Origin of the sequence: Enterocloster bolteae (assembly GCF_002234575.2) — a bacterium.
GTDB classification, from domain to species: Bacteria; Bacillota; Clostridia; order Lachnospirales; family Lachnospiraceae; genus Enterocloster; species Enterocloster bolteae.
This window is the reverse complement of record NZ_CP022464.2, coordinates 3680799-3703280: the sequence shown is the minus strand read 5'-3', so window position 1 is coordinate 3703280 and position 22482 is coordinate 3680799. Positions and strand designations below refer to the sequence as shown.

The following is a 22482-nucleotide window of genomic DNA, read 5'->3' as shown; positions in this document are numbered from 1 at the left end:
TTGCTTCCAATTTATGCGGGAGGAGCCTGTTACATGCCACTTATTTTTCGGCACAATGAGCCAAAGCCTGGACACTGCATATATTATAAGTATGGAAGGAGAGTGAAATCCATGTACAGCCGTTTGATTATAGATGGAAATGCAGTATATGAAATAGATGAGGAATGCTTAAAGCAGAGACAGGGAAGAAAGGGGTATGGAGGTAAGAACCGGGGGACAAAAAGTGCTTTTTCATCCGGAGAGACAGGTGAGGCCGGCAAATAAGCCCGGCTTCCCTGCAAGAAAAAACAGGGAGTGATGAAGCACTCCCTGTTCCTTTGATTCTTTGGTGAAGGATTTCTTAGAGGTGGGAATTAGCAGCAGAAGCCGCCGCCACCGCCGCCACAGCAGCACAGGATTAAGATGAGCCAAATCATATCTCCGCATCCGCCTCCACAGCTGCACCCACAGCCACAACCGCCACCGCAGTCGCTATGTCCGAAGCCACCGCCGCCTCCACAGCAGCACAGAATCAGGATAAGCCAGATGATATTACATCCGCATCCGCTGCCTCCTGTTCCACATCCGCATCCACAGTCACAACCGCAGTTTGTTGCTGCTACATCACTCATGTTAATTCCTCCATATAAAGTTTAATTACACTGTATCATATGAAGCCCTGCTTGCTCATGTTTCCACAATTTGATAAAATTTAGAAAATTTTTGTTGGTACAAGGCTGGGTTATATAGTATAATGTCGGCAGACACGATACTGCGCGGAACGTTTTCTGATAATAGAAGGAAGAATACGCTCCGGCAGATGAAAAAGAAAAGAGGCTTTAAGAATGGACAAAAGCAGATTATATTACCAGATCCCTTATGTAAAATCGTTCATGTGCACAGTGGAGCACTGTGAGGAGAGCGGGAAAGGAACCTGGCTGGTGACTCTGAACCAGACCGGTTTTTATCCTGAAGGAGGGGGACAGCCCTATGATACAGGAACCTTAAACGGGATTTCCGTGGTATCCGTCCATGAGAAGGGGGAACAGGTAATCCATGAACTGGCGCAGCCCATAGAGGAGGGGACCCTGGCGGAGGGAATCATAGACTGGCAGAGGCGGTATGACAACATGCAGCTGCACACCGGGGAGCATATACTGTCCGGTCTGGTGCACAAACACTTTGGATATGATAACGTGGGCTTTCACATGGGGGCTGAGGAAGTGACGGTGGACTTTAACGGCATCATTGAGCCGGAGGATCTGGATTGGCTGGAGGATGAGGCCAATCAGCTGGTCTATGCCAATGTCCCTGTAAAGGTGCTCTATCCCTCTGAGGATGAACTCAAGACCATGGAGTACAGAAGCAAGAAAGAACTGTCCGGTTTGGTGCGCATTGTGGAGGTGCCTGGCGCAGATGTATGCGCATGCTGCGGCACACATGTAGAAAACACCGGAGAAGTGGGCATCATTAAGATAAGAAGCATGATTCATTACAAGGGCGGCGTTCGGCTGTCCATGCTGTGCGGACGCAGGGCTCTCCTGGATTACAGGGACAGGCTGAAGGATGAAGCCAGGATATCCAACCTGCTGTCAGCCAAGCTCGTCCAGGTGCCGGATGCAGTGGAAAAGCTTAAAAGTGACAGCCAGGACAAGGATTACCTGATTGGGAAGCTGGGCAGCAGCCTGCTGGCCCTGAAGGCGGGACAGTTCCCGGAGAGCACAGAGCCCCTCATTGTATTTGAGGAGGATTTAACTCCGATTCAGGTCCGCCAGTATGCGACCCTTCTCTATGAACAGAACAAGGCCGGGGTGGCTGCTGTGTGTTCCGGGAATGACAGGGACAGCGAATATCACTATGCTCTTGGCAGCAGCCGGATGGACATGCGCGCGCTCAGCAAAGCCATGAACAGCCGTCTGAGCGGAAGGGGCGGAGGCAGCAGCCTCATGGCCCAGGGCACCTTCCGGGCAGCGCGGGAAGCCATTGAGGCAGCGTTCCTGGAAGAGACAGAACTATAAAGGATGGTACGATGGAATTAAACAGCGATACAATGAAAAAAATCAGAGGACTTATCGTTTTTACCGTGGTAATTGTGGTTGCAGGAATCAATTACAGACGTCTGGTGGATGTGGCGGCCGGATTGATGCATATTGTCTGGCCCTTTATTCTGGGGGCAGCCATAGCGTTCATACTGAACGTGCCCATGCGCAATATCGAGAGGCATTTGACCGTGTTTGGGCAGGGCAGCAGGCTGAGACGGCCTGTCAGCCTGGTGGTGACCATCCTCCTGGTTACAGGCGGTCTGTTTCTGGTCATCTTTGTGGTGGCACCTCAGCTGGTAAAGACCTTTATGAATCTTCAAAGCAGTATCCCGGTATTCTTTGCAGGGGTGCGCGATGAGGCGGAGCGTTTATTTGCCAGTAATCCCCAGATATTGGAATATATGAACCAGATGGAAGTGAACTGGCAGGAAGTGTTCCAGAACATGGTTGCGTTTTTAAAGAGCGGAGCAGGAACTATGCTTAACACCACTTTCTCGGCAGCTGTCTCCATTGTCAGCGGCGTATCCTCATTCCTCATTGGATTTATCTTTGCCATCTATATACTTTTGCAGAAAGAGACACTGGGACGGCAGATAAAGAAGGTGCTGGAGGCCTTTTTGCCGGAACCGGCGGTAGGGCGGATCCTGGATATCACAGCCCTTACAGAGCGTACCTTCTCCCATTTTCTCACAGGACAGTGCGCGGAGGCCGTGATTCTGGGAACCATGTTTTTTGTGGTACTGACCGTTATACGCCTGCCCTATGCACTGCTGATTGGGGTGCTGATTGCATTTACAGCCCTGATTCCTATTTTCGGAGCGTTTGTGGGACTGGCAGTGGGCGTGTTTTTGATGCTCCTGGTAAATCCCATGGATGCCCTGATTTTTACGATTACCTTCTTTGTGCTGCAGCAGATAGAGGGAAACCTCATATATCCTTATGTGGTGGGAAATTCGGTGGGGCTTCCTTCCATATGGGTGCTGGTGGCCGTGACCGTGGGCGGAAGCATGATGGGGATTGTGGGAATGCTCATATTCATTCCGCTGTGTTCCGTGCTGTATGCCCTTTTACGGGACGGGGTCAATACCCGCCTGGGAAAGAAGGGCGGAGGAACAGCTGTCTGTGAGGATGCCTGCGGACCGGCTGGTGAGAAAGACGGGGACCAGGGGCAGCAGGAGTAAAGACCGGAAATGATACGAGAGAATCATTGGGTGAATACTACAAAACAGAGATAACAAAACAGAGATAACAAAACAGAGATAATAAAAAAGAGATACCAAAAAAGCCCGGAACCTGTCTGATGGTTCCGGGCTTTGCCTTTGTCTGTATTCCCGGCTGTTATTCCAGGCTTTTATCTTAGGCTTATTCTCCCTGATACATATATTTGATTAAACGCTCGATGTCTTCCTTCTCATGAGCAACCAGGTCTAATTCCTTGATATATCCATTGGAGAAGATGGTGGCCATAGACAGATACTGGGCTAATTTGGATTTCAGATTGATGCGGTCGCCTTCCGGAGATACAAGCTCCACGGTTCCCCTGCACTGGTCAATGACAGAGAAAAACTTTTCTACGTCTGTGATATTCTGAATCTTCATGGCATATCCTCCTGTGTTTGTATGCATTTTCCTGAAATGGAAAAGGCTGGTTAATTTTTTAACATATATGATTATAGCAGAAGGGCAGGGGAAGGGCAATTATGAATTTTCATAAAAATACAGGGATTAAAGGGTGTTTTTTATCGCATCTAACAGCAGGGAGGAGACCCGCAGGCCGCCCCGGCCCGTCCCTATGGAAATATCTGGTTTATTGCTGCCATGAAAGTCGGAACCGCCTGTGGAGAGCAGATGGTGGCGCGCGGCCATTTCCTGGAGCTTGGCGCTTTCCAGGCGGTTGTGGGAGGAGTGATATACCTCCAGGCCTTTCATGCCCAGGCCTGCCAGATAGGCGATGAGCTCCTCCGTGGCCTTATCCCCCAGCTTGTACTGGAAAGGATGGGCCAGGGCCACAAAGGCATGGCTGTCCAAGAGGGCTTCCATGACCGCCTCGGGAGGCAAAAATTCCTTGGGCGGGCAGTATGTGCCTCCGTATTGCAGATATTTCTTAAAAATATGGTCCAAATCAGGCCCCAGACCCTTTGCCAGAAGGGCTCTTGCCACATGGGCCCTGGTGATGACCGTATCAGGGTTCCCGGCGCATAAATCTTCGGCGGTCAGGTGGATGCCGTGGGCATCAAAACGCCCCAGCATCTCCTGGTTGCGCTGGTCTCTGTGATGGCGGAATTCCTTTAACGCAGCCTGAAGGGAGGGCGAATCAGTGTCCACGAAAAGTCCCAGTATATGGATTTCGTGGTCCCTGAAACTGCTGGATACCTCGATGCCGGGCACCACCTCCAGCCCCAGTTCTGCCCCGGCCTCCGCGGCGCCGGCAACGCCGGCCGTGGTATCGTGGTCCGTAAGGGCGATGGCTGAAAGTCCGGCCTCATGGGCCAGGCGGACCACCTGCTCAGGTGACAGGGTGCCGTCGGATGCATTTGAGTGGACATGTAAATCAACGTAAGACATGATGTGACCTCCGAATCGTAAGATGTAAAGACCTTGAAAAGGCTTGTAATTGATTTTTAATAATTTAATAATACTTACTTTATATATAGTAACATGAAATTCACAATAAGTAAAATTGGCCTGAAAAAAACAAAAAAGACGGTTCCATTTTACATAAAGTATGTTATACTACAACTTGTGAATAAATCCATAGGCAGAGATGACAGGTGAATAGAATGAATCAGTTAGAGAATAATCAGAACAGAAGAAGTTCCTCAGCAGGCAGAAGCCGCGGCAGGGGTTCAGATAAAGGCACGGGACGGGGAACGTCCAGGAATACAGGCAGAAGCAGTTCGTCAGGCAGCGGTTCAAGAAGTTCTTATTCCTATCGTTCCGGCGGACAGGCCGGCAGGATGAACGCGGCCCAGACAGCCAGGCGCAACAGCCCTCACAGGAGAAAGAAGGGGCCGGATTATAAAAAGATTGCCATAGCCGGAGTTATTCTTATTATCCTCATAGCCGGCATATCGCTGGCCATGAAATGGAAAGGAGCCGGTGGAAGCGAACCGGATCATTCTGTGGAAGAGACAACCGAGACAGAGATGATGAAGGAAGTCAAGGTGGATGGGATTACCATCACCGGCATGTCTAAAAACCAGGCCAGGAATGCAATTCTTAAGGAATATCCCTGGGATATGACAGTTACCTATGACGGAGATACATATAATGTGACGAATCTTGCGGCGGAAAAGGTAGACGCGCTGCTGGATGAAATCTACAGCGGGGAACCAGCTGAGAGTTACACACTGAACATGGACGGACTGGAAGAGGCAGCTGCGGGGGAGGCGGAAAACTGCGCGGCCAAATGGAATAAAAAGGCCAAAAACGGTTCCATCGACAGCTATGACAAGGAAAAGGGCGCCTTTGTGTTCGCCGGGGAAGAGAGTGGGTTTGCCATTGACCAGGAAAAGCTGGCAGCAGACATATTAAAGGCCCTGAAAGATAAGAAGTTTGACGCTTCCATCACAGCCACGGGAAGTGAGACAGCCCCGGATATCAGCGCTGCCGCTGCCAAGGAAAAATATAAGACCATCAGCACCTTCACCACAAAGACAACAGCCAACAAGGCCCGAAATACCAATATCAGGCTGGCTTCAGAGGCTCTGAACGGAACCGTGGTGCATCCGGGAGAGGAATTCTCCTTTAACGCAGCCGTGGGACAGAGGACAGAGGCAAAGGGCTACCAGGGAGCAGCCGCCTATAACAACGGAGAGGTGGTGCAGGAGATTGGCGGAGGTGTATGCCAGGTATCCACCACCCTGTACAACGCAGTATACAGGTCCGGACTGGGAGAGGAGAGCATTACCTTCAGGCGCTCCCACACCTTTGAGCCCAACTATATCACACCGGGCCAGGACGCCACGGTGAGCTGGGAACAGCCGGATTTCCGCTTCAAGAACACATCCAGCACATCCATCGGCATCAAGGCCAGCTACGCGGACCAGAAGATGACGGTATCCATTTACGGTATTCCGATTCTGGAGGAGGGAACAAAGCTGGATTTGGTATCCGAGAAAGTGGAGGAGCTGGATCCGCCGGCACCTACATATGAAGAGGACCAGACCCTTGAGCCGGGAGTGGAGATTCAGAAGAGCGCCGGCAGCAAGGGAAGCAGATGGATCACCTACAAGGTATTATATAAGGACGGAAAAGAGGTTTCCAGGGAACAGGACCATAAGACCACATACAAAGGCCATGCCCCCGTTATCCGCCGCAACACCACGGGCGTGGTGCTGCCGCCTGAGGAGACTACCCTTTCCACAGAGACAACAACGCCAACCATTGACGGAATGCCGGACGGCTATATTCCGGGTGATGAGACAATCACCGCGCCTTCCGGAAACAGCTCCCCGGAGAGCGGCCCCGGCACAGTGACCCAGCCGGCAGCGCCCACCACAGCGCCTGCAGCGGCACCGAATCCAACCCAGGCCCCGCAGCCGTCTGAGACTGAGGCAGCCGGACCGGGCGGAGATAATCCGGTGATTGCACCGCTGAAACCAGAATAAAAAAGCAGACAGGAAAAGAGAAACCGGCATCAATGGTTTCTCTTTTTTTGCGGCGCTTTTCATGTTTTCAAAAATTGACATTGTATTTTTTGGCGTAATTACGATTAAGCATTTGCAATTTGTTAAATAATTGCTATAATAGTAGACAGGTCAGTCTGCATAGGGTCGAAGCATGTTTGTACATGCCCGGGTCCGGGGCAGACTCACATGTATACCATTACATATTCACTATTTGTAGGAGGAAATCAAAATGGCAAGAAAAATGAAAACCATGGATGGCAACCATGCAGCAGCGCATGCGTCATACGCATTTACTGATGTAGCGGCTATCTATCCGATTACCCCATCCTCACCTATGGCTGAAGCCACAGACGAATGGGCAACAGACGGAAGAACCAATATCTTCGGTCGTGAAGTACAGATTACAGAGATGCAGTCTGAGGCAGGTGCAGCAGGTGCTGTACACGGTTCTCTGGCAGCAGGTGCTCTGACCACCACCTACACAGCGTCACAGGGTCTGTTACTGATGATCCCTAATCTTTATAAAATCGCGGGCGAGCAGCTTCCAGGTGTATTCAACGTATCCGCACGTGCTCTTGCTAGCCATGCATTATCTATTTTCGGTGACCATTCCGACGTTTACGCATGCCGTCAGACCGGATGCGCTATGCTGTGCGAGTCCAGTGTACAGGAAGTAATGGACCTGACAGTTGTTGCACATATGGCATCCATCAAGGGCAAGGTTCCATTCATCAACTTCTTCGACGGTTTCCGTACATCCCATGAGATTCAGAAGATTGAGACCTGGGATTATGAGGACCTTAAGGAAATGGTTGACATGGACGCTGTAGATGCTTTCCGCAAGCATGCACTGAATCCAAATCATCCATGCCAGAGAGGCTCTGCTCAGAACCCTGATATCTTCTTCCAGGCAAGAGAAGCCTGCAACCCATACTATGACGCTCTTCCTGCAATTGTTCAGGAATATATGGACAAGGTTAATGCCAAGATTGGTACTGACTATAAGCTGTTCAACTACTACGGCGCTGCTGATGCTGAGCACATCATCATCTCCATGGGCTCTGTCAATGACACCATCGAAGAGACCATCGACTACATGGTGAAGCAGGGACAGAAGGTTGGTGTTGTTAAGGTTCGTCTGTACAGGCCATTCTGCGTACAGGCCCTGATTGACGCCATTCCTGATACCGTTAAGGTTATCTCCGTATTAGACAGAACAAAAGAGCCAGGCGCTATCGGCGAGCCTCTGTACCTGGATGTTGTTGCTGCCCTTAAGGGAAGCAAATTTGACCAGGTTAAGGTTTTAACCGGACGTTACGGCTTAGGTTCCAAGGATACCACACCTGCTCAGATCGTGGCAGTTTACGAGAATACAACCAAGTCTCCATTTACCGTAGGTATCGTGGATGACGTTACAAACCTGTCCTTAGAGATTGGCGCTCCTTTAGTTACTACTCCTGAGGGAACCACAAACTGTAAGTTCTGGGGTCTGGGCGCTGACGGTACAGTTGGTGCAAACAAGAACTCCATCAAGATCATCGGTGACAATACAGACATGTATGCACAGGCATACTTTGATTATGACTCCAAGAAATCAGGCGGCGTTACCATGTCCCACCTGCGTTTCGGACACAGCCCAATCAAGTCTACCTATTTAATCCGTACAGCTAATTTCGTTGCCTGCCACAATCCTGCATATGTACGCAAGTACAACATGGTTCAGGAGCTGGTTGACGGCGGTACATTCCTGTTAAACTGCCCATGGGATATGGAAGGACTTGAGAAGCATCTTCCTGGACAGGTTAAGAAGTTCATCGCTGACCACAACATCAACTTCTACACCATCGACGGTGTAAAGATTGGTATTGAGACAGGCATGGGCCCAACACGTATCAATACCATCCTTCAGTCCGCATTCTTTGAGCTGACCGGCATCATTCCTGCTGAGAAGGCAAACGAGTTAATGAAGGCTGCTGCAAAGGCAACCTATGGCCGTAAGGGAGAGGACGTTGTTCAGAAGAACTGGGCAGCTATCGACGCAGGCGCTAAGGGCATGCACAAGGTAGAGGTTCCGGAGAGCTGGAAGAACTGTGAAGACGAAGGCCTTGACTATGCAGTTGTAACCCAGGGAAGAAAGGATGTAGTTGACTTCGTTAACAATATCCAGACAAAGGTAAGTGCTCAGGAAGGAAACTCCCTGCCTGTATCCGCATTTACAGAGTATGCAGATGGTTCCACACCATCCGGTTCCTCCGCATATGAGAAGCGCGGTATCGCTGTTAAGGTTCCTGTATGGAATCCGGACAACTGTATCCAGTGTAACTTCTGTGCATATGTATGTCCTCACGCTGTTATCCGTCCGGTTGCCATGACTGCTGACGAGGCTGCAAAGGCACCTGCAGACATGAAGATGAAGGATATGACAGGCATGGCCGGCTATAAGTTTGCCATCTCTGTTTCCGCTCTGGATTGTACCGGATGCGGTTCCTGTGCAAATGTATGCCCAGGCATGAAGGGCAACAAGGCTCTGGTTATGGAAAGCCTTGAGGCTAACCTTGGCGAGCAGGCTATCTTTGACTTTGGTCAGTCCCTGCCTGTTAAGGAAGAGGTTCTGGCTAAGTTCAAAGAGAACACCGTTAAGGGCAGCCAGTTCAGACAGCCTCTGCTTGAATTCTCCGGCGCTTGCGCAGGATGCGGCGAGACTCCTTATGCAAAACTGATTACCCAGCTGTTTGGCGACAGAATGTACATTGCCAACGCAACAGGATGTTCCTCCATCTGGGGCAACTCCTCACCATCCACACCTTACACCGTAAATGCCAAGGGACAGGGTCCTGCATGGGATAACTCCCTGTTTGAGGATAACGCTGAGTTTGGTTACGGTATGCTGCTGGCTCAGAACGCAATCAGAGACGGCTTAAAGGCTAAGGTTGAGAGCGTAATGGCTAACGAGAAGGCTACTGACGAGATGAAGGCAGCCTGCAAGGAGTGGCTTGATACATTTGGCACCGGCGCTCTGAACGGCACTGCTACCGATAAGCTGGTTGCAGTTCTGGATGGCGTTGACTGCGATGTCTGCAGAGACATTGTTAAGAATAAAGATTTCCTGGCTAAGAAGTCACAGTGGGTATTCGGCGGTGACGGATGGGCTTACGATATCGGCTTCGGCGGTGTAGACCACGTGCTGGCATCCGGTAAGGACATCAACATCATGGTATACGATACCGAGGTTTACTCCAATACAGGCGGCCAGTCCTCCAAGGCTACCAAGACAGGTGCTGTTGCACAGTTCGCTGCAGGCGGCAAGGACGTTAAGAAGAAAGACCTTGCAAGCATTGCCATGAGCTATGGCTATGTGTATGTTGCACAGATTTGTATGGGCGCTGATATGGCTCAGACTGTTAAGGCAATTGCAGAGGCAGAGGCTTATCCGGGACCATCCCTGATTATTGCATACGCTCCATGTATCAACCATGGTATCAAGAAGGGTATGGACAAGGCTCAGACAGAGGAGAAGCTGGCTGTAGAGTGCGGTTACTGGAACAACTTCCGTTACAACCCGGCAGCTGAGAAGAAGTTCTCCCTGGATTCCAAGGCTCCTAAGCTTGAGACCTATCAGGACTTCTTAAAGGGCGAGGTTCGTTACATGTCCCTGGCTATGAAGAATCCTGAGAGAGCAGCCGAGCTGTTCGCACGTAACGAGGCAGAGGCTAAGGAGCGTTACGCTTACTTAGAGAAGCTGGTTACACTGTACGGCAACGACTAATCTTACGTCAGATTTGAATATGTTATAAATGATGGACCCCGGAGGGCTTAGGCTCTCCGGGGTTTTATGTGTGTATTTGCAACAGTTTGGACCGTGCTGCGAATATTCTATTTCCAGAAGGGGATAATACTGGAAGAAAGGATGTGTGATACCAGTATGTTAGAAGAGAAGGCAATGGTTCAATTTCTGAACCGATTTACCGATTATCCCTTTCTGGTAAAATGGAAGGATCACGAAGACCGGGTAGGTCACGGCAACCCTATGTTTGCTGTTGACATCAGGGAAACCATACCGGTGAAGAAGCTGATGGACAGCACCTCCCTGGCCTTGGGAGAAGCCTATATGAAGGGCAAGCTGGAGGTGGAAGGGAGTCTGTATGAGGCCCTGGACCATTTCCTGGGGCAGATGGACCGTTTTTCCGTCAACCGCCTGCATCTGAGAAAGCTCCTTCATCCCTCTAATTCCAGAAAAAACCAGAAGATGGAGGTGTCCTCCCACTACGATATCGGCAATGATTTTTACAGGCTTTGGCTGGACGAAACCATGAACTACTCCTGCGGTTATTTTAAGACAGAAAATGATACCCTCTATGAGGCCCAGGTGAATAAAACAGATTATATTCTGAAGAAGCTGGCGCTGGAAGAGGGCATGAGCCTTCTGGATGTGGGCTGCGGATGGGGATTTCTCTTAATCAGGGCGGCCAGGGAATACGGAGCCAGGGGAACCGGCATTACCCTCAGTACGGAGCAGTATGACGGCTTTAAAAAGCGTATAGAAGAGGAAGGGCTGGAACATCTGCTGGATGTCCGGCTCATGGACTACAGAGATTTACCCCAAAGCGGCATGAAATTTGACCGTGTGGTCAGCGTGGGCATGGTGGAGCATGTGGGAAGGGAAAATTACGGCAGGTTTATGGACTGTGTGGACAAGGTGCTGAATCCGGGCGGCGTATTCCTGCTCCATTTTATCAGCAGCCAGAAGGAGCACGCAGGGGATCCATGGATAAAGAAATATATATTTCCGGGTGGGGTCATCCCCAGTCTCAGGGAAATCATATCCCTGATGGCGGAACATGACTTTCATATTTTGGATGTGGAGAACCTGAGAAACCATTACAACAAGACATTGCTGTGCTGGGAAAAGAATTTCAAGGAACATGAAAAGGAAATAAAGGACATGTTCGACGAGGAATTTGTCCGCATGTGGGATTTGTATTTGTGCTCCTGCGCGGCAACATTCCACAATGGAGTCATTGACCTTCATCAGATACTGGTGAGCAAGGGTGTAAACAATGAACTGCCCATGGTGCGGTGGTATTAAGCAAAAAATGCGGCCTGGAGCGTGGAGACGGAGGAAACAGTCCTCCGGCACGCTCCATGGCTTTATGCAGGTATTATTTCAAACGTTATTTCGGATGCTGTCTCAGGCATGATTCCATAACATTATCTGCACATTAACTGAACTGTGTTTTACGGGATGGTTTTATGGAGTTAAATCTGGTATAATCTAGGATTATAAAGCTGGCTCCATGAGGAACTGTCTGTTTTGGGGGATGAAGCGGAGAATGGATATAACCATGGTGTGATTGATAAAGGAGTGAGGGCGGATGGAGACAAAGAGCGATTTAATTACATATTGTCTTACCTATAAAGATGTATATGAGGACTATCCCTTCAGGGACCATGAATGGACTGTCATACGCCACCGGGGCAATAAGCGGGTATTTGCCTGGATATACCGGCGGGAGGGACAGGTCTGCATTAATCTGAAATGCGCGCCTGAATGGATTGAATTTTGGCGCAAGGCCTATTCCGGTGTGCGGCCAGGGTATCATTTGAATAAAAAGCACTGGAATACGGTGGTTTTGGATGGGAGTGTCCCGGATGAGGATATCAAACGGATGATAGGTGAAAGCTATGATTTGACAGGAGATTGCAGTAAAAAGAGATAAGTCCTTGCATGAACGGGCAGCTTCCGGTATGGTATTTAATCCAAAGGGAGAACAAAATAATACAGGACAGGGGAATAAGGATGAACAGACAGAATGAACACACGGGAATCGGACCTGGCACAATTGTCAGACATTTTAAGAGGGAAACATTATCGGCAGAGGAAAAAAAGACGAACCGATATCTCTATGTGGTCAGGGACATGGCCCATCATACGGAGACAGGAGAGCTCCTGGTCATCTATCAGGCGCTGTACGGGGAGTTTGGAACCTTTGCCAGGCCGGCTGAAATGTTTTTTTCTGAGGTGGACAGGGCAAAGTATCCGGAAATCAGACAGCGTATGAGATTTGAAGCTGTGAGCAGTTAGAGAGGTGCCGGATTCAGCGGGAGCCTTGCCTGCTGATGAAATAGGGTCAGATGCAGCCGCAGCGGGGCAGAGAACGCGGGACCTGTGAGAGTCAGAAAGGCAGATAAGGGAAATACAGGGAAAACCAAAAAATGGGGGTATCGTCATCATGGCGGTACTCCCATTTGGATGGTGAGGGATTCGTTATACATTAGAAGTGTCTGCATCAAAGGGCAGCAGGAATTCCGGTATGCCGCTGGAATAAGGGGCAATATCATACTGTTGGTAGTAAATGACGATCCCGCCTGGTGTCAAATAAAAATTCTCCGGATGGAAGGAATTGCGCAGGAGTTCCTGGTAGTTGTCAAAATAGGTACCGGGATTGGCTTTCAGCCTCTCTGCAATCTCAAACTGTATCCAATTCTGGATATCCTGGATATAAGACGGATTGTTTTGATAAAAGTCGCTGAGCGTCATTTTTCTGCCGGATTGGGCATCCCAGGTCTCAGATGTCCGCAGGGTGGATCCGTGAGCTCCGCCTGTAAAGGTATACTGTTCCGAAAAAAGACTGAAAATACAGTCCTGGTTATATGTCACCACATAGCTTATATTAAATTCATATGGAAAAAATGGAACATTGCGGACGCGGCTGTAATTTGCCTCCTCGGCCGCCTGGGGATATAATACGCTGCGGCAGTACCTTGCTTTTTCATTTGCCTGTGTGACATAGTATTGGTTTATGGCCTGTATCGCTTCCTGATTGCAGGAAGCGTTCAATTGTGGGTAACGAATCTGGCAGTTAAGCACAACGGTGTCCTGGTAATCCATCTGGTCTGTCAGAATATGCTGGGTTATGGTTTGCATAAAAGCCTCTTATGATATGTTTTTACAATATATGTGCATGGTTGGCCATGTATGATTGATTCATGGTTTAACTGGGACATTCCTGCAAGCGATGAGTGCTGTATTATGTCTTGACACGAACATATGTTTGTGATATCATATAATATATAAAAGAACATATGTTCTTTTCGGCGGATTCAAGAAGATAAACTCACTATACAGAGTCTGTTGAGTCTACCAGGCCGGAACTTATAAAAACCTATATAAGACAGGAGGCAGCCACATGAAAATCACAAAGGACAATCTGAATGAAGTTTTATTTGAGAACCATGATGCCAGACTTTTGATTGCGGACGTTGTGACCCATACCAGCGCTAACCTCTATTATTATCATGATATAGAAATAACGGTTCAGAAGGCGCTGGATATCTGGCATAAGGCCCAGGCCGCAGACGGGGAAGAGAACGGGTTTTACAGCGTGTCCTTCCTGGATTTTTCAAAGGAATCTGCGCCGCTGCCGTCAGGATTACAGCATGCATTTACGTAGCAGTATTCTCAAAGAGGGTATTCCTGAGGCGCGGATTTTGAAGGTGAATGCGCCGTAGGGCATGGCACCGCAGGGCATGGCGCCGCAGGCCGGCAGCTGCCGCAGGAGCCAATGAGGGTTAAGCAAATCCCCGGCATCATGATAAAACAGGCAGGAGGTATACGAATGGAGGAGTGTTGCGGAATCAACATAGAACAGGAGATGACCATTGAAAATTTATATTGTTTCATAAGGGCATCCCTGCAGGCATTGCAGAGCACCGGTGGGTATGGGGAGGCGGATTTTGTATGTCCGCTATGTGGAAAAAAGGCTCATATAAAGCGCCTGAAGGGCGAGCTTTATAATACAGGAGAGATTGGGTGCCGGTGCGGGTACTCGTTTCGCTTTTAACCATAATCAAATTTCTAAATAATTCTTACCTGTGTGCACATATCTTTTGCAAACAGGTCCTAATTGGTTTGCTTTCATCCACCAGTCCTGCTATAATGGCATAAATGATACTGAAAAAGGAGTATTGTATGACCTTAGGACAAATAAAAGAAAGGCTGCAGTCCAGTGAATATGATTTCTTAAGAACGGATGAACACCTGGGCCATCACATCATCCTATTGACATTGGGAGGAAGCCATGCCTATGGAACCAGCATGGAAACCAGCGATCTGGATATTCGCGGATGTGCCCTGAACAGCAAGAGGGAAATTCTGATTCATGAGGATTTTGGGCAGGTAACGGATCCGCACACCGATACCACTATCTATGCATTCCGCAAGCTGATTCCACTGCTGACCAATTGTAATCCAAATACCATAGAAATGCTGGGCGGCAGAGAAGACCATTATTTGCATATAGCACCAGTGGGCAGGGAGCTGTTAGACCATGCCCACTTATTCTTATCCCAGAGAGCGGTTTATTCCTTTGGAGGATATGCAAACCAGCAGCTGCGCAGACTGGATAACAAGGCGGCCCGGCTTGTGGAACAGACGGATAATGAGAGACATATACTGAAAACTATAGAACATGCTTCCTTTGACTGGAAGAACCGGTATTTTTATATGCCCGGGGACAGTGTTAAGCTGTATATTGGAAAAGCTCTTAAGGAAGAATATGATAGTGAGATATTTATGGACATTACCCTGAGGCATTATCCGCTCAGGGATTATAAATGCCTGTGGTCAGAGATGCAGAGCATTGTAAAATCATATGCCAAGGTGGGAAAGAGAAACCAGAATGCCATAGAGCATGGTAAACTGGGTAAGCATATGATGCATCTGATCCGCCTGTACATGATGTGCCTGGATATTCTGGAAAAGGAACAGATTGTGACTTACCGTGAAAAGGAACACGACCTTCTTATGGATATCAGAAATGGCCGGTATCTGGATGAGAACCGGCAGCCTGTTCCGGAATTTTTTGAGATGGTAGATGAATATGAAAAGCGTCTGGATTATGCCCGGAAAAACACATCGCTGCCGGAAGAACCGGATATCAGGAAGATCAATGACTTTGCAGCCAGTGTAAATGAGAGGGTGGTAAAAGGTGAACTGTAATCATGATATACCAATATCCGCGGCCTGCATTATAAAGGAATTGGAATTAAGAGGATGGGAGTTTACACAAGGCCAGAACCTGGAAATGGACAACTGGCAGCATATCCTGTTTACTGTGGTTCCCGAATTAAAGACCATGTGCGGGTTTCAACAGAATAATCCTTATCATGTCTACGATGTGTGGCAGCATACCGCAGCGGCCCTCAGAGCAGCAGGAGATGATCCTGTTGTGGCATTGACCATACTGTTTCATGATATCGGAAAACCGGAATGCTATACTGAGGATGAGGACGGCAGAGGGCATTTCTATGGACATGGCCCTGTAAGCGCCAGGATTACGAATCAGGTAATGAAACGGCTGAAATTCGATGAAGAAACCATTGATACGGTGGTAGAGCTGGTAAGATACCACGACTCTGACCTTCACGAAAAGAGACGAAGCATCAGAACATGGCTGGACCGTCTGGGAGAAAAACAGTTCCGGCGGCTGCTGGAGGTACGCCGGTGTGATGTAAGCGGCCAGAATCCTGCCTGTCTGGCAGAACGGCTGGCAAGAATCCACCGTTTGGAAGCCCTTCTGGATGAGGTGGTGGAGCAGACCGGGCAGTTTCACATTAAGGATTTGGATATTAATGGAAGTGATTTGATACAGATTGGTTATACACCGGGAAGCTCCATTGGAAGCACGCTGTCTAAGCTGGCGGACCAGGTGGTAGAAGGAGTCATGGAGAACAAAAGGGATATATTATTGCGGGAAGCAGGCCGGTGGCTGATACGCGAATAGGCTGGGCCGTCACATGGTGGCGGCCTTTTTTCCATTCATTACCTTAAATATGTTTGGATTGCTAATTTTGGGACAGAATATAATAGAGAACCATTACCATGGGCAGTTGGCAAGTAACCGGCTCAAGCAGTTCAAACATTTTAAGGAGTAAATATGAAACGAATCGTTATATTGGGGGCCATGGCTCTGACCTTATCACTGGCAGTGCCCATGACAGTGCAGGCAGAGGAAAACGGGACAGATATGGTACTCGCCGCCAAGAGTGTGGCGGGTGAATTCAAAACCGCTCTTCAGGAGGCAGCCCATAAGACAATTAAGTTTGCTAACCAGGATGGAATCAATATTTATAAGGAACTCAGCACAGGGGCAGTGGTTTTGGACCAGGCATTTCTGAACACATCCTTTGAGGTTTTGGGTGAATACGGTGATTGGTCCATGATAACAACAGAGGCAGGACATGCATATATAGAAACAAAATATCTCTCAGGCATTGAGATACGGCGCCCTTCTTATTCAGAAGAGGACCTTTATATTCTGGCTCATGTAATCTGCGGAGAGGCGCAGAACTGTCCGGACGATGAGCAGCTTTTGGTGGGCTCAGTGGTGTTGAACCGGGTGAATCATGGCCGGTTTCCCAACACCATCAAAGGTGTGGTATTTGCACCGGGGCAGTACTCCTGCACCAGAGACGGAAATTATTACCGCGAGCCCACAGCAAGCAATTGGGCCAATGCAAAGTGGCTTCTGGAAAATGGGAGCATCCTGCCGGGCAATGTGGTCTGGCAGTCAGGAGGCAGACAGGGCAGGGGAGAATATCTGAGGACCAGATATCACAGTTATTGTTATTGATGGCAGAAGAAACAGTACAACATCATCTTTGTATTTACAGCAGATAATTGGGGGCCGGCACGGCGTGGGCCGCGCCGGCATTTGACTTAGGTCACAATACGGGTCATGGTGAATTTTCCGGGAGCTGTCTGCAGTACGGCAAATTGACTGTAGGATGTCCCGGAAGATTCATAGGGAGTTGCTTTGGCATCCTGGCCTGGGGTGTGGACAGTAGCCGACACTTCTGTAAGAAGGCAGACCCCTCGGCTGCCGGCGGTCCAGCTCCCCCATGGAGCTATCTCATAGTTATCATCAGAACAAAAGGCAGAGGCATATTTCACCTTCCCTTTCACACTGAAATTCGTAGAGTTGACAATATGAACTTTTGGATAAGCCATATAATACACATCCTTTCCAGATTTATTTATAGAAGCTTGTCTGGCTTCTAACGTATAATATGCTGGCAGAGAAAATGTGTGAAAATGCCGTTAATAAGGGGATAAAGGGAAAAAACAGTATTCTTTGGATGTTTCAGGTGAAAGATAAGTGGCAAATGTCTGAATATGAGAGGAGCCGGCATGAAGGAACCATGCCGGCTAAGTATGAGAGAAATCTATATCAAAAGGAGTAATTCCTTGTTATGGATAAGAGTATACATGGAAATTGTGACAAAAGTTTGAGCAGGAGCTAAATTAAGAATAAAATTCCTTAAGGATTAAAAGTGGGAAAGATGAGTTTTTATTTACGAATTTTCAATAAGTATGAATAATTGGAAAAATAGTACTTGATTTTCCTGCGGATTTATGGTATTATCTACGAGTGTCGGGGCATTAGCGCAGCTGGGAGCGCGCCACACTGGCAGTGTGGAGGTCACGGGTTCGAATCCCGTATGCTCCATTGAACAGAGTACATAGAATAGAGATTTTTCTGTATATACTAATTATGAAACTTGCGAATGGCTTAGGCCATTCGCATTTGTTGTTTATGGGAAGATGTATAGATTTGCGCTCTGTGAGGCAGCACCATTGATTATTTGGCATGGGAAGTTACATCACGGCTGGGGGAGATTTACAACCATACTCCCCAGTCGCCATAGTTAAATGTGCCGCTGCCATGATGAAGTTTTCCGTCTGCTTCAAGCTGCTCAAATGCTTTTCGCATACGAAATAAGATTTCCGGCTGTATATCCAGTGAATGATGGGCAGGAAATACTTTCTTTACCGGCAGGGAAGAAATCTTTTTTAGTGAATTAAGATATGCCTCCGGGTCGGTAGATGGATAATAGGCAAACAGTATATCCTTGTAAATCAAATCGCCTGTAAATAAATACCCTGTATCTTTCTCCCAAAAACACAAATGTCCAGGTGAATGTCCCGGCGTATGAAACACTTCAACCTGCCTCCCGCCAAGGTCAATTATATCATGATCAGTCAGAATCTTTGACGGCACCCCCTGAAAAAACTCATAATCGTTTACATCAAAGCCGTCAGGTAAATTGCAGCGGTCAGCAACCATCTCTTTAATTGTTTCTATGGATAAAGGGAACTTGCCATTCAGCCAGTCCAATTCTTCAGCATGAGCGTAAAAATCCGGAAAATATTTGTGTCCTCCAATATGATCCCAATGAATATGCGTTGCAACTGCCGTAATGGGCTTGTCCGTGAGTTTTACGACCTCATCAAATATGTTTGAAATACCAAGTCCTGTGTCAATAAGCAAGCTTCGTTCCCTTCCGTTCAGCAAATAGCAGTGCGTTTCCTCCCAATGCCGGTATTCACTGATAATGTAGGTATTTGAGTCTGTTTTATCTATTGTAAACCAGTTGTCCATTGTTTTATATCCCCCGCTTTGCCGGTTTGCTTCATTGTCTAAACCATCAGATTTAATTTTAAATAAAGGAAACTAAACCTCTAATGCCAGTTCAACGGCCTGTTTTGCGTGTATCACGGTGGTATCAAAAACAGGCAGTGAAGAATCGGTCTGATGTATAAGAAGTCCGATTTCAGTACAGCCAAGGATAACACCATGGGCTCCCTTTGCCTTTAAATTATCAATGACTACCTGGAATTGTCTGCGGGATTCTTCCCTGATATTACCTACGCAGAGTTCATGGAAGATAATATCATTCACAATATCAATATCCGCGGCATCCGGGGTGATAACGTCTATACCTCTGTCAATTAACCTCTGCTTATAAAAATCCTGTGTCATCGTATATTTTGTGCCCAACAAGCCCACTTTCCGAATCTGACATGCCAGAAGCTCTTGCGCGGTGGCATCCGCTATATGTATAATCGGAATCTGTATCATGGATTCGATTTGAGGAACTACTTTGTGCATTGTATTTGTGCAGATCAGAATGAAGTCCGCACCTGCAGCTTCTAAGCTTTTAGCTGCCGTTCCCAGTATGTCACCACTCTTTTTCCAGTCACCGTCTGACTGACATTTTTCGATCTCGTCAAATTCCACACTGTAAAGAATAACCTTTGCAGAATGAAGTCCGCCAAGCCGTCTTTTAACTTCCTCATTTATAATCTGGTAGTATGAAACTGTACTTTCCCAACTCATTCCGCCAATCAGCCCAATTGTTTTCACTTTTTGACCTCCTCTGTTTCCGATTTGATTTAGTAAATTATATCACACATTCATTTGCTATGGAACGACGACTTGGGAGTGCATCAAGGAAAACAATTGTAATGCACTGACGGAAGAAGGCCGCTGAGAAGGCCGCTGAGAAGACAGCTAAGAAGGCCGCTAAGAAAACAGCTAAGAAAAATGTAATAGATTCTTCAGCATATGGTATTTGACATTCATCATACAGCATGCTATAATCAGTTCCAATAAAAGGGAGTAGCGAACCACCAGAAGGTGGATTTTAAATCGTCATCTCGGTGCCGGAGGCACCCGTATAAAATGAAATGTGCAAGACTTTTATTGTGGCAGGGAGCCAGCCACCATAAAGGTCTTTTTTCTCTGATGCAAAGCTGGCGGTAATACCTGCCTCGCACAACAGCAAGGTATTGTTTATCGCAGAAAGGAGAAAAGAATGGAGAGAAAAAGCAGACAACAGGAAATCAGTGAGGCATTAATGGCAGCAGATATGGCTTCCATGAGCCTGCAAAAGGCGGAGGAACTGCTGCAGAAGGCAAGCAGTTGGGGAATCTGGGATATGCTGGGCGGCGGATTTTTCAGCACCATGTTTAAGCATAACCGGATGGATGAGGCCCAGGCAGCCATGAATGAGGCAAGGGGACATCTGCGCAGATTAAAGAGAGAATTGCTGGATGTAAACCTGACCGGGGATTTAAAGATGGATGTGGGAAGTTTTCTGACCTTTGCCGATTACTTTTTTGACGGTGTCATAGCTGACTGGATGGTGCAGTCTAAAATAGGGGATGCTCTGAACCAGGTCAGGGAAGCCAGACGTCAGGTGAGCGGTATCAGGAAACGTCTCCAGGAGATGAGGCAGACACTGGAAACAGAACAGGAAGGTAGGTAAGGTATATGGGATGTCTTGGAAATGTATTATGGTTTATATTCGGCGGATGTATAAGCGGCTTATCCTGGCTCCTGACAGGCTGCCTGTGGTGCATAACGATCATAGGAATACCGGTGGGACTGCAGTGTTTTAAGTTTGCGGGCCTGAGTTTCTTTCCCTTTGGAAAGGAAGTGGTCTACGGCGGGGGAGCGGCGTCCCTGCTTCTGAATATTATCTGGCTGTTGGTTTCCGGTTTGCCCCTGGCCATTGAGTCAGCCATCATCGGAGTACTGCTTTGTATTACCATCGTGGGCATACCCTTTGGGCTGCAGCAGTTCAAGCTGGCGAAACTGGCCCTGATGCCCTTCGGAAGCCAGATTGTCTGAGGTGTGGTATGAAAACAGACCGGGGTAATGAGGCACAGTGCAGTTATTTTATGATAATAGAGGACAGAACGCCGCGGTTTTGATATACTAATACACAAGAGATAACAGGGAAGCAGACGCAGCTGTCAATACCCGCTTTGCAGGGCGTACTGGGAGTCTGCGTCTGTTATGCTTCCGCTGCAATCAGTATAATCACAGCAAATGAAAGTGAAGGGATGGATATGTCATCAGGAAAGATTACCATGGATGATATTGCCAATATGGCAGGGGTTACCAAGAGTACGGTGTCCAGATATTTTAACGGAGGCAGTGTAAGAGAGTCCACCAGGGAACGGATACAGGAAATCATAAGGGAGTATAATTATGAACCCAATACATTTGCCAGGTTAAAGGCCAAGGAAAGCAATGTGATTGGAGTGGTCCTTCCCACCCTGAATTCAAAAGTGTCCAGCCGTGTGGTGACCAGTATCGGACGCTACCTGAGGGAACAGGGGTATGAAACGCTGATTAAGGATTCGGACCACAGTGTGGACCTGGAGCTTAAGAATATTCAGAGACTGATTACGCTGAAGGTGGACGGCATCATACTGAGCGCCATTACCATAACAGAGGCGCACCGTAAGCTGATACAGGGAAGCCCTGTGCCTGTGGTGGTGTTGGCACAGGACTATGACGGGGGAATTTCCATTGTCCACGATGATTACGGGGCAGGAAAGGCCATGGGAGTCCGTGTGGCAAAGGCCCGTCCGGCCCGGGTTGGGTATATGGGAGTGTCTGCCCTGGATGTGGCCGTGGGTATCAACCGCAAGCAGGGCGTGATGGACGGCCTGAAAGAATGGGGCATCAAGGATGTGGTCACGGCCGCCGGGGATTACAGCTATGCCAGCGGAATCCGTATGGCTGAGGAAATGATGGACCAGGGTCCGGTAGATGCAATCATATGTGCCACGGACCGCCTGGCTTTTGGAGCGTACCATGTTTTGGGGGAGAGAGGATTAAGGATTCCTGAGGATGTTTCTGTGGCAGGATTTGGCGGATATGATGAAAGCACTCTGTTAAAGCCGGACCTGACCACCCTGCGTTTTGATTCCTATGGTCTGGGTTATCTGGGGGCTGAAACCATACTTAAGATGATACATCGGGAACCGGTGCCAAAAAAGCAGATAGTGGATTACACAATGATAGAAGGTCACAGCGTCAAAGAACAAAGTGATTTTTAAACATGCAGGGAGAAATAGAAGAAGATATGTGAAAAGTGCACAAATTCATAGATGATTTTTTTACGCTCAAAAATGGAACCGGTGCCAATAAAATATTGACATTAAGGGTTGAATGCCCTATTATATAGTTATGGAA

The 22482-nt window shown here is 48.1% G+C and carries 23 protein-coding genes and 1 tRNA gene; 17 read left to right on the top strand and 7 right to left on the bottom strand.

Translation table 11 applies throughout. The annotated features are described in order from the left end of the window. Window positions 1-111 precede the first annotated feature (111 nt). Complete coding sequence (locus tag CGC65_RS17390; protein ID WP_002564654.1) at window positions 112-264, top strand: hypothetical protein; 153 nt, start codon at window positions 112-114, stop codon at window positions 262-264. Window positions 265-353: 89 nt separating this feature from the next. Here the strand turns inward: CGC65_RS17390 and CGC65_RS17385 are convergent, their stop codons facing one another. Next, the gene (locus CGC65_RS17385; protein WP_007036402.1) at window positions 354-611 is read right to left on the bottom strand and encodes a hypothetical protein; all 258 of its coding nucleotides are present in this window, start codon (window positions 609-611) and stop codon (window positions 354-356) included. 213 nt (window positions 612-824) lie between these two features. Between CGC65_RS17385 and CGC65_RS17380 the strand changes: the two genes are divergently transcribed. Together CGC65_RS17380 and CGC65_RS17375 are read left to right on the top strand one after the other, a co-directional pair. After that, window positions 825-1997, top strand: coding sequence for an alanyl-tRNA editing protein (locus tag CGC65_RS17380; RefSeq protein WP_002564653.1), 1173 nt, complete (start codon window positions 825-827; stop codon window positions 1995-1997). An 11-nt stretch (window positions 1998-2008) separates the two neighbouring features. Beyond that, window positions 2009-3202, top strand: coding sequence for an AI-2E family transporter (locus tag CGC65_RS17375; RefSeq protein WP_002564652.1), 1194 nt, complete (start codon window positions 2009-2011; stop codon window positions 3200-3202). Window positions 3203-3383: 181 nt separating this feature from the next. Here the strand turns inward: CGC65_RS17375 and CGC65_RS17370 are convergent, their stop codons facing one another. Together CGC65_RS17370 and CGC65_RS17365 are read right to left on the bottom strand one after the other, a co-directional pair. Beyond that, window positions 3384-3620: a hypothetical protein gene (locus CGC65_RS17370; protein WP_002564651.1), complete on the bottom strand. Its 237-nt coding sequence runs from the start codon at window positions 3618-3620 to the stop codon at window positions 3384-3386. 126 nt (window positions 3621-3746) lie between these two features. Then, complete coding sequence (locus tag CGC65_RS17365) at window positions 3747-4586, bottom strand: PHP domain-containing protein (protein WP_002564650.1); 840 nt, start codon at window positions 4584-4586, stop codon at window positions 3747-3749. Window positions 4587-4801: 215 nt separating this feature from the next. Here CGC65_RS17365 and CGC65_RS17360 point away from each other — a divergent pair, with 215 nt between their 5' ends. The 5 genes from CGC65_RS17360 (at window position 4802) to CGC65_RS17340 (ending at window position 12734) form a co-directional block, all read left to right on the top strand. Continuing rightward, window positions 4802-6631 (top strand): VanW family protein, encoded by a 1830-nt coding sequence (locus tag CGC65_RS17360; protein WP_002564649.1) that lies wholly within the window; start codon window positions 4802-4804, stop codon window positions 6629-6631. Between the two features lie 250 nt (window positions 6632-6881). Beyond that, window positions 6882-10418, top strand: coding sequence for a pyruvate:ferredoxin (flavodoxin) oxidoreductase (gene nifJ / locus CGC65_RS17355; protein WP_002564648.1), 3537 nt, complete (start codon window positions 6882-6884; stop codon window positions 10416-10418). Between the two features lie 156 nt (window positions 10419-10574). After that, a complete protein-coding gene (locus tag CGC65_RS17350; protein WP_002564647.1) occupies window positions 10575-11738 on the top strand; it encodes an SAM-dependent methyltransferase in 1164 nt (387 codons plus the stop codon). Window positions 11739-12024: 286 nt separating this feature from the next. Further along, window positions 12025-12369 carry an MmcQ/YjbR family DNA-binding protein gene (locus CGC65_RS17345; RefSeq protein ID WP_002564646.1) on the top strand — a complete coding sequence of 115 codons (345 nt, stop codon included), beginning with the start codon at window positions 12025-12027 and terminating at the stop codon, window positions 12367-12369. Window positions 12370-12449: 80 nt separating this feature from the next. Next, complete coding sequence (locus CGC65_RS17340) at window positions 12450-12734, top strand: DUF1653 domain-containing protein (RefSeq protein WP_227124241.1); 285 nt, start codon at window positions 12450-12452, stop codon at window positions 12732-12734. A gap of 183 nt (window positions 12735-12917) precedes the next feature. On the opposite strand, the gene CGC65_RS17335 is transcribed toward CGC65_RS17340, so the two are convergent. Beyond that, on the bottom strand, window positions 12918-13577 hold the full coding sequence (locus CGC65_RS17335; RefSeq protein ID WP_002564644.1) for a DUF3298 and DUF4163 domain-containing protein: 660 nt from the start codon (window positions 13575-13577) through the stop codon (window positions 12918-12920). A 262-nt stretch (window positions 13578-13839) separates the two neighbouring features. On the opposite strand from CGC65_RS17335, the gene CGC65_RS17330 reads away from it, so the two are divergent. From CGC65_RS17330 to CGC65_RS17310, 5 genes are all read left to right on the top strand, one after another. Further along, window positions 13840-14103, top strand: a complete 264-nt coding sequence (locus CGC65_RS17330; RefSeq protein WP_002564643.1) for a hypothetical protein — start codon at window positions 13840-13842, stop codon at window positions 14101-14103. A 165-nt stretch (window positions 14104-14268) separates the two neighbouring features. Beyond that, on the top strand, window positions 14269-14493 hold the full coding sequence (locus tag CGC65_RS17325; protein WP_002564642.1) for a hypothetical protein: 225 nt from the start codon (window positions 14269-14271) through the stop codon (window positions 14491-14493). 128 nt (window positions 14494-14621) lie between these two features. After that, window positions 14622-15650, top strand: coding sequence for a DNA polymerase beta superfamily protein (locus CGC65_RS17320; RefSeq protein ID WP_002564641.1), 1029 nt, complete (start codon window positions 14622-14624; stop codon window positions 15648-15650). Continuing rightward, a complete protein-coding gene (locus CGC65_RS17315; RefSeq protein WP_002564640.1) occupies window positions 15640-16434 on the top strand; it encodes an HD domain-containing protein in 795 nt (264 codons plus the stop codon). Before CGC65_RS17320 ends, CGC65_RS17315 begins: the two co-directional genes overlap by 11 nt. Before the next feature lie 153 nt (window positions 16435-16587). Continuing rightward, on the top strand, window positions 16588-17283 hold the full coding sequence (locus tag CGC65_RS17310; RefSeq protein ID WP_002564639.1) for a cell wall hydrolase: 696 nt from the start codon (window positions 16588-16590) through the stop codon (window positions 17281-17283). 86 nt (window positions 17284-17369) lie between these two features. Here the strand turns inward: CGC65_RS17310 and CGC65_RS17305 are convergent, their stop codons facing one another. Then, window positions 17370-17660, bottom strand: coding sequence for a hypothetical protein (locus CGC65_RS17305; RefSeq protein ID WP_002564638.1), 291 nt, complete (start codon window positions 17658-17660; stop codon window positions 17370-17372). A gap of 426 nt (window positions 17661-18086) precedes the next feature. Here CGC65_RS17305 and CGC65_RS17300 point away from each other — a divergent pair. Then, a tRNA-Ala gene (locus CGC65_RS17300) sits at window positions 18087-18159 on the top strand. 171 nt (window positions 18160-18330) lie between these two features. Here the strand turns inward: CGC65_RS17300 and CGC65_RS17295 are convergent. Both CGC65_RS17295 and CGC65_RS17290 read right to left on the bottom strand, forming a co-directional pair. Further along, entirely contained in the window at window positions 18331-19092 is a 762-nt protein-coding gene (locus CGC65_RS17295) for an MBL fold metallo-hydrolase (RefSeq protein WP_002564637.1), read from the bottom strand. Window positions 19093-19164: 72 nt separating this feature from the next. Then, complete coding sequence (locus CGC65_RS17290) at window positions 19165-19857, bottom strand: aspartate/glutamate racemase family protein (protein WP_002564636.1); 693 nt, start codon at window positions 19855-19857, stop codon at window positions 19165-19167. 451 nt (window positions 19858-20308) lie between these two features. On the opposite strand from CGC65_RS17290, the gene CGC65_RS17285 reads away from it, so the two are divergent. From CGC65_RS17285 to CGC65_RS17275, 3 genes are all read left to right on the top strand, one after another. Continuing rightward, the gene (locus tag CGC65_RS17285) at window positions 20309-20761 is read left to right on the top strand and encodes a hypothetical protein (protein ID WP_002564635.1); all 453 of its coding nucleotides are present in this window, start codon (window positions 20309-20311) and stop codon (window positions 20759-20761) included. Between the two features lie 5 nt (window positions 20762-20766). Then, the gene (locus tag CGC65_RS17280) at window positions 20767-21126 is read left to right on the top strand and encodes a YccF domain-containing protein (protein WP_002564634.1); all 360 of its coding nucleotides are present in this window, start codon (window positions 20767-20769) and stop codon (window positions 21124-21126) included. A gap of 221 nt (window positions 21127-21347) precedes the next feature. After that, on the top strand, window positions 21348-22346 hold the full coding sequence (locus CGC65_RS17275; RefSeq protein WP_002564633.1) for a LacI family DNA-binding transcriptional regulator: 999 nt from the start codon (window positions 21348-21350) through the stop codon (window positions 22344-22346). The last annotated feature ends 136 nt before the right edge of the window (window positions 22347-22482 follow it).

Coding starts and splice junctions, on each gene's coding strand:
- CGC65_RS17335 (WP_002564644.1), bottom strand. CDS start 13,577: ATGCAAACCATAACCCAGCATATTCTGACAGACCAGATGGATTACCAG.
- nifJ (WP_002564648.1), top strand. CDS start 6,882: ATGGCAAGAAAAATGAAAACCATGGATGGCAACCATGCAGCAGCGCAT.
- CGC65_RS17330 (WP_002564643.1), top strand. CDS start 13,840: ATGAAAATCACAAAGGACAATCTGAATGAAGTTTTATTTGAGAACCAT.
- CGC65_RS17325 (WP_002564642.1), top strand. CDS start 14,269: ATGGAGGAGTGTTGCGGAATCAACATAGAACAGGAGATGACCATTGAA.
- CGC65_RS17340 (WP_227124241.1), top strand. CDS start 12,450: ATGAACAGACAGAATGAACACACGGGAATCGGACCTGGCACAATTGTC.
- CGC65_RS17285 (WP_002564635.1), top strand. CDS start 20,309: ATGGAGAGAAAAAGCAGACAACAGGAAATCAGTGAGGCATTAATGGCA.
- CGC65_RS17280 (WP_002564634.1), top strand. CDS start 20,767: ATGGGATGTCTTGGAAATGTATTATGGTTTATATTCGGCGGATGTATA.
- CGC65_RS17275 (WP_002564633.1), top strand. CDS start 21,348: ATGTCATCAGGAAAGATTACCATGGATGATATTGCCAATATGGCAGGG.
- CGC65_RS17385 (WP_007036402.1), bottom strand. CDS start 611: ATGAGTGATGTAGCAGCAACAAACTGCGGTTGTGACTGTGGATGCGGA.
- CGC65_RS17375 (WP_002564652.1), top strand. CDS start 2,009: ATGGAATTAAACAGCGATACAATGAAAAAAATCAGAGGACTTATCGTT.
- CGC65_RS17365 (WP_002564650.1), bottom strand. CDS start 4,586: ATGTCTTACGTTGATTTACATGTCCACTCAAATGCATCCGACGGCACC.
- CGC65_RS17380 (WP_002564653.1), top strand. CDS start 825: ATGGACAAAAGCAGATTATATTACCAGATCCCTTATGTAAAATCGTTC.
- CGC65_RS17390 (WP_002564654.1), top strand. CDS start 112: ATGTACAGCCGTTTGATTATAGATGGAAATGCAGTATATGAAATAGAT.
- CGC65_RS17310 (WP_002564639.1), top strand. CDS start 16,588: ATGAAACGAATCGTTATATTGGGGGCCATGGCTCTGACCTTATCACTG.
- CGC65_RS17370 (WP_002564651.1), bottom strand. CDS start 3,620: ATGAAGATTCAGAATATCACAGACGTAGAAAAGTTTTTCTCTGTCATT.
- CGC65_RS17345 (WP_002564646.1), top strand. CDS start 12,025: ATGGAGACAAAGAGCGATTTAATTACATATTGTCTTACCTATAAAGAT.
- CGC65_RS17295 (WP_002564637.1), bottom strand. CDS start 19,092: ATGGACAACTGGTTTACAATAGATAAAACAGACTCAAATACCTACATT.
- CGC65_RS17305 (WP_002564638.1), bottom strand. CDS start 17,660: ATGGCTTATCCAAAAGTTCATATTGTCAACTCTACGAATTTCAGTGTG.
- CGC65_RS17360 (WP_002564649.1), top strand. CDS start 4,802: ATGAATCAGTTAGAGAATAATCAGAACAGAAGAAGTTCCTCAGCAGGC.
- CGC65_RS17350 (WP_002564647.1), top strand. CDS start 10,575: ATGTTAGAAGAGAAGGCAATGGTTCAATTTCTGAACCGATTTACCGAT.
- CGC65_RS17320 (WP_002564641.1), top strand. CDS start 14,622: ATGACCTTAGGACAAATAAAAGAAAGGCTGCAGTCCAGTGAATATGAT.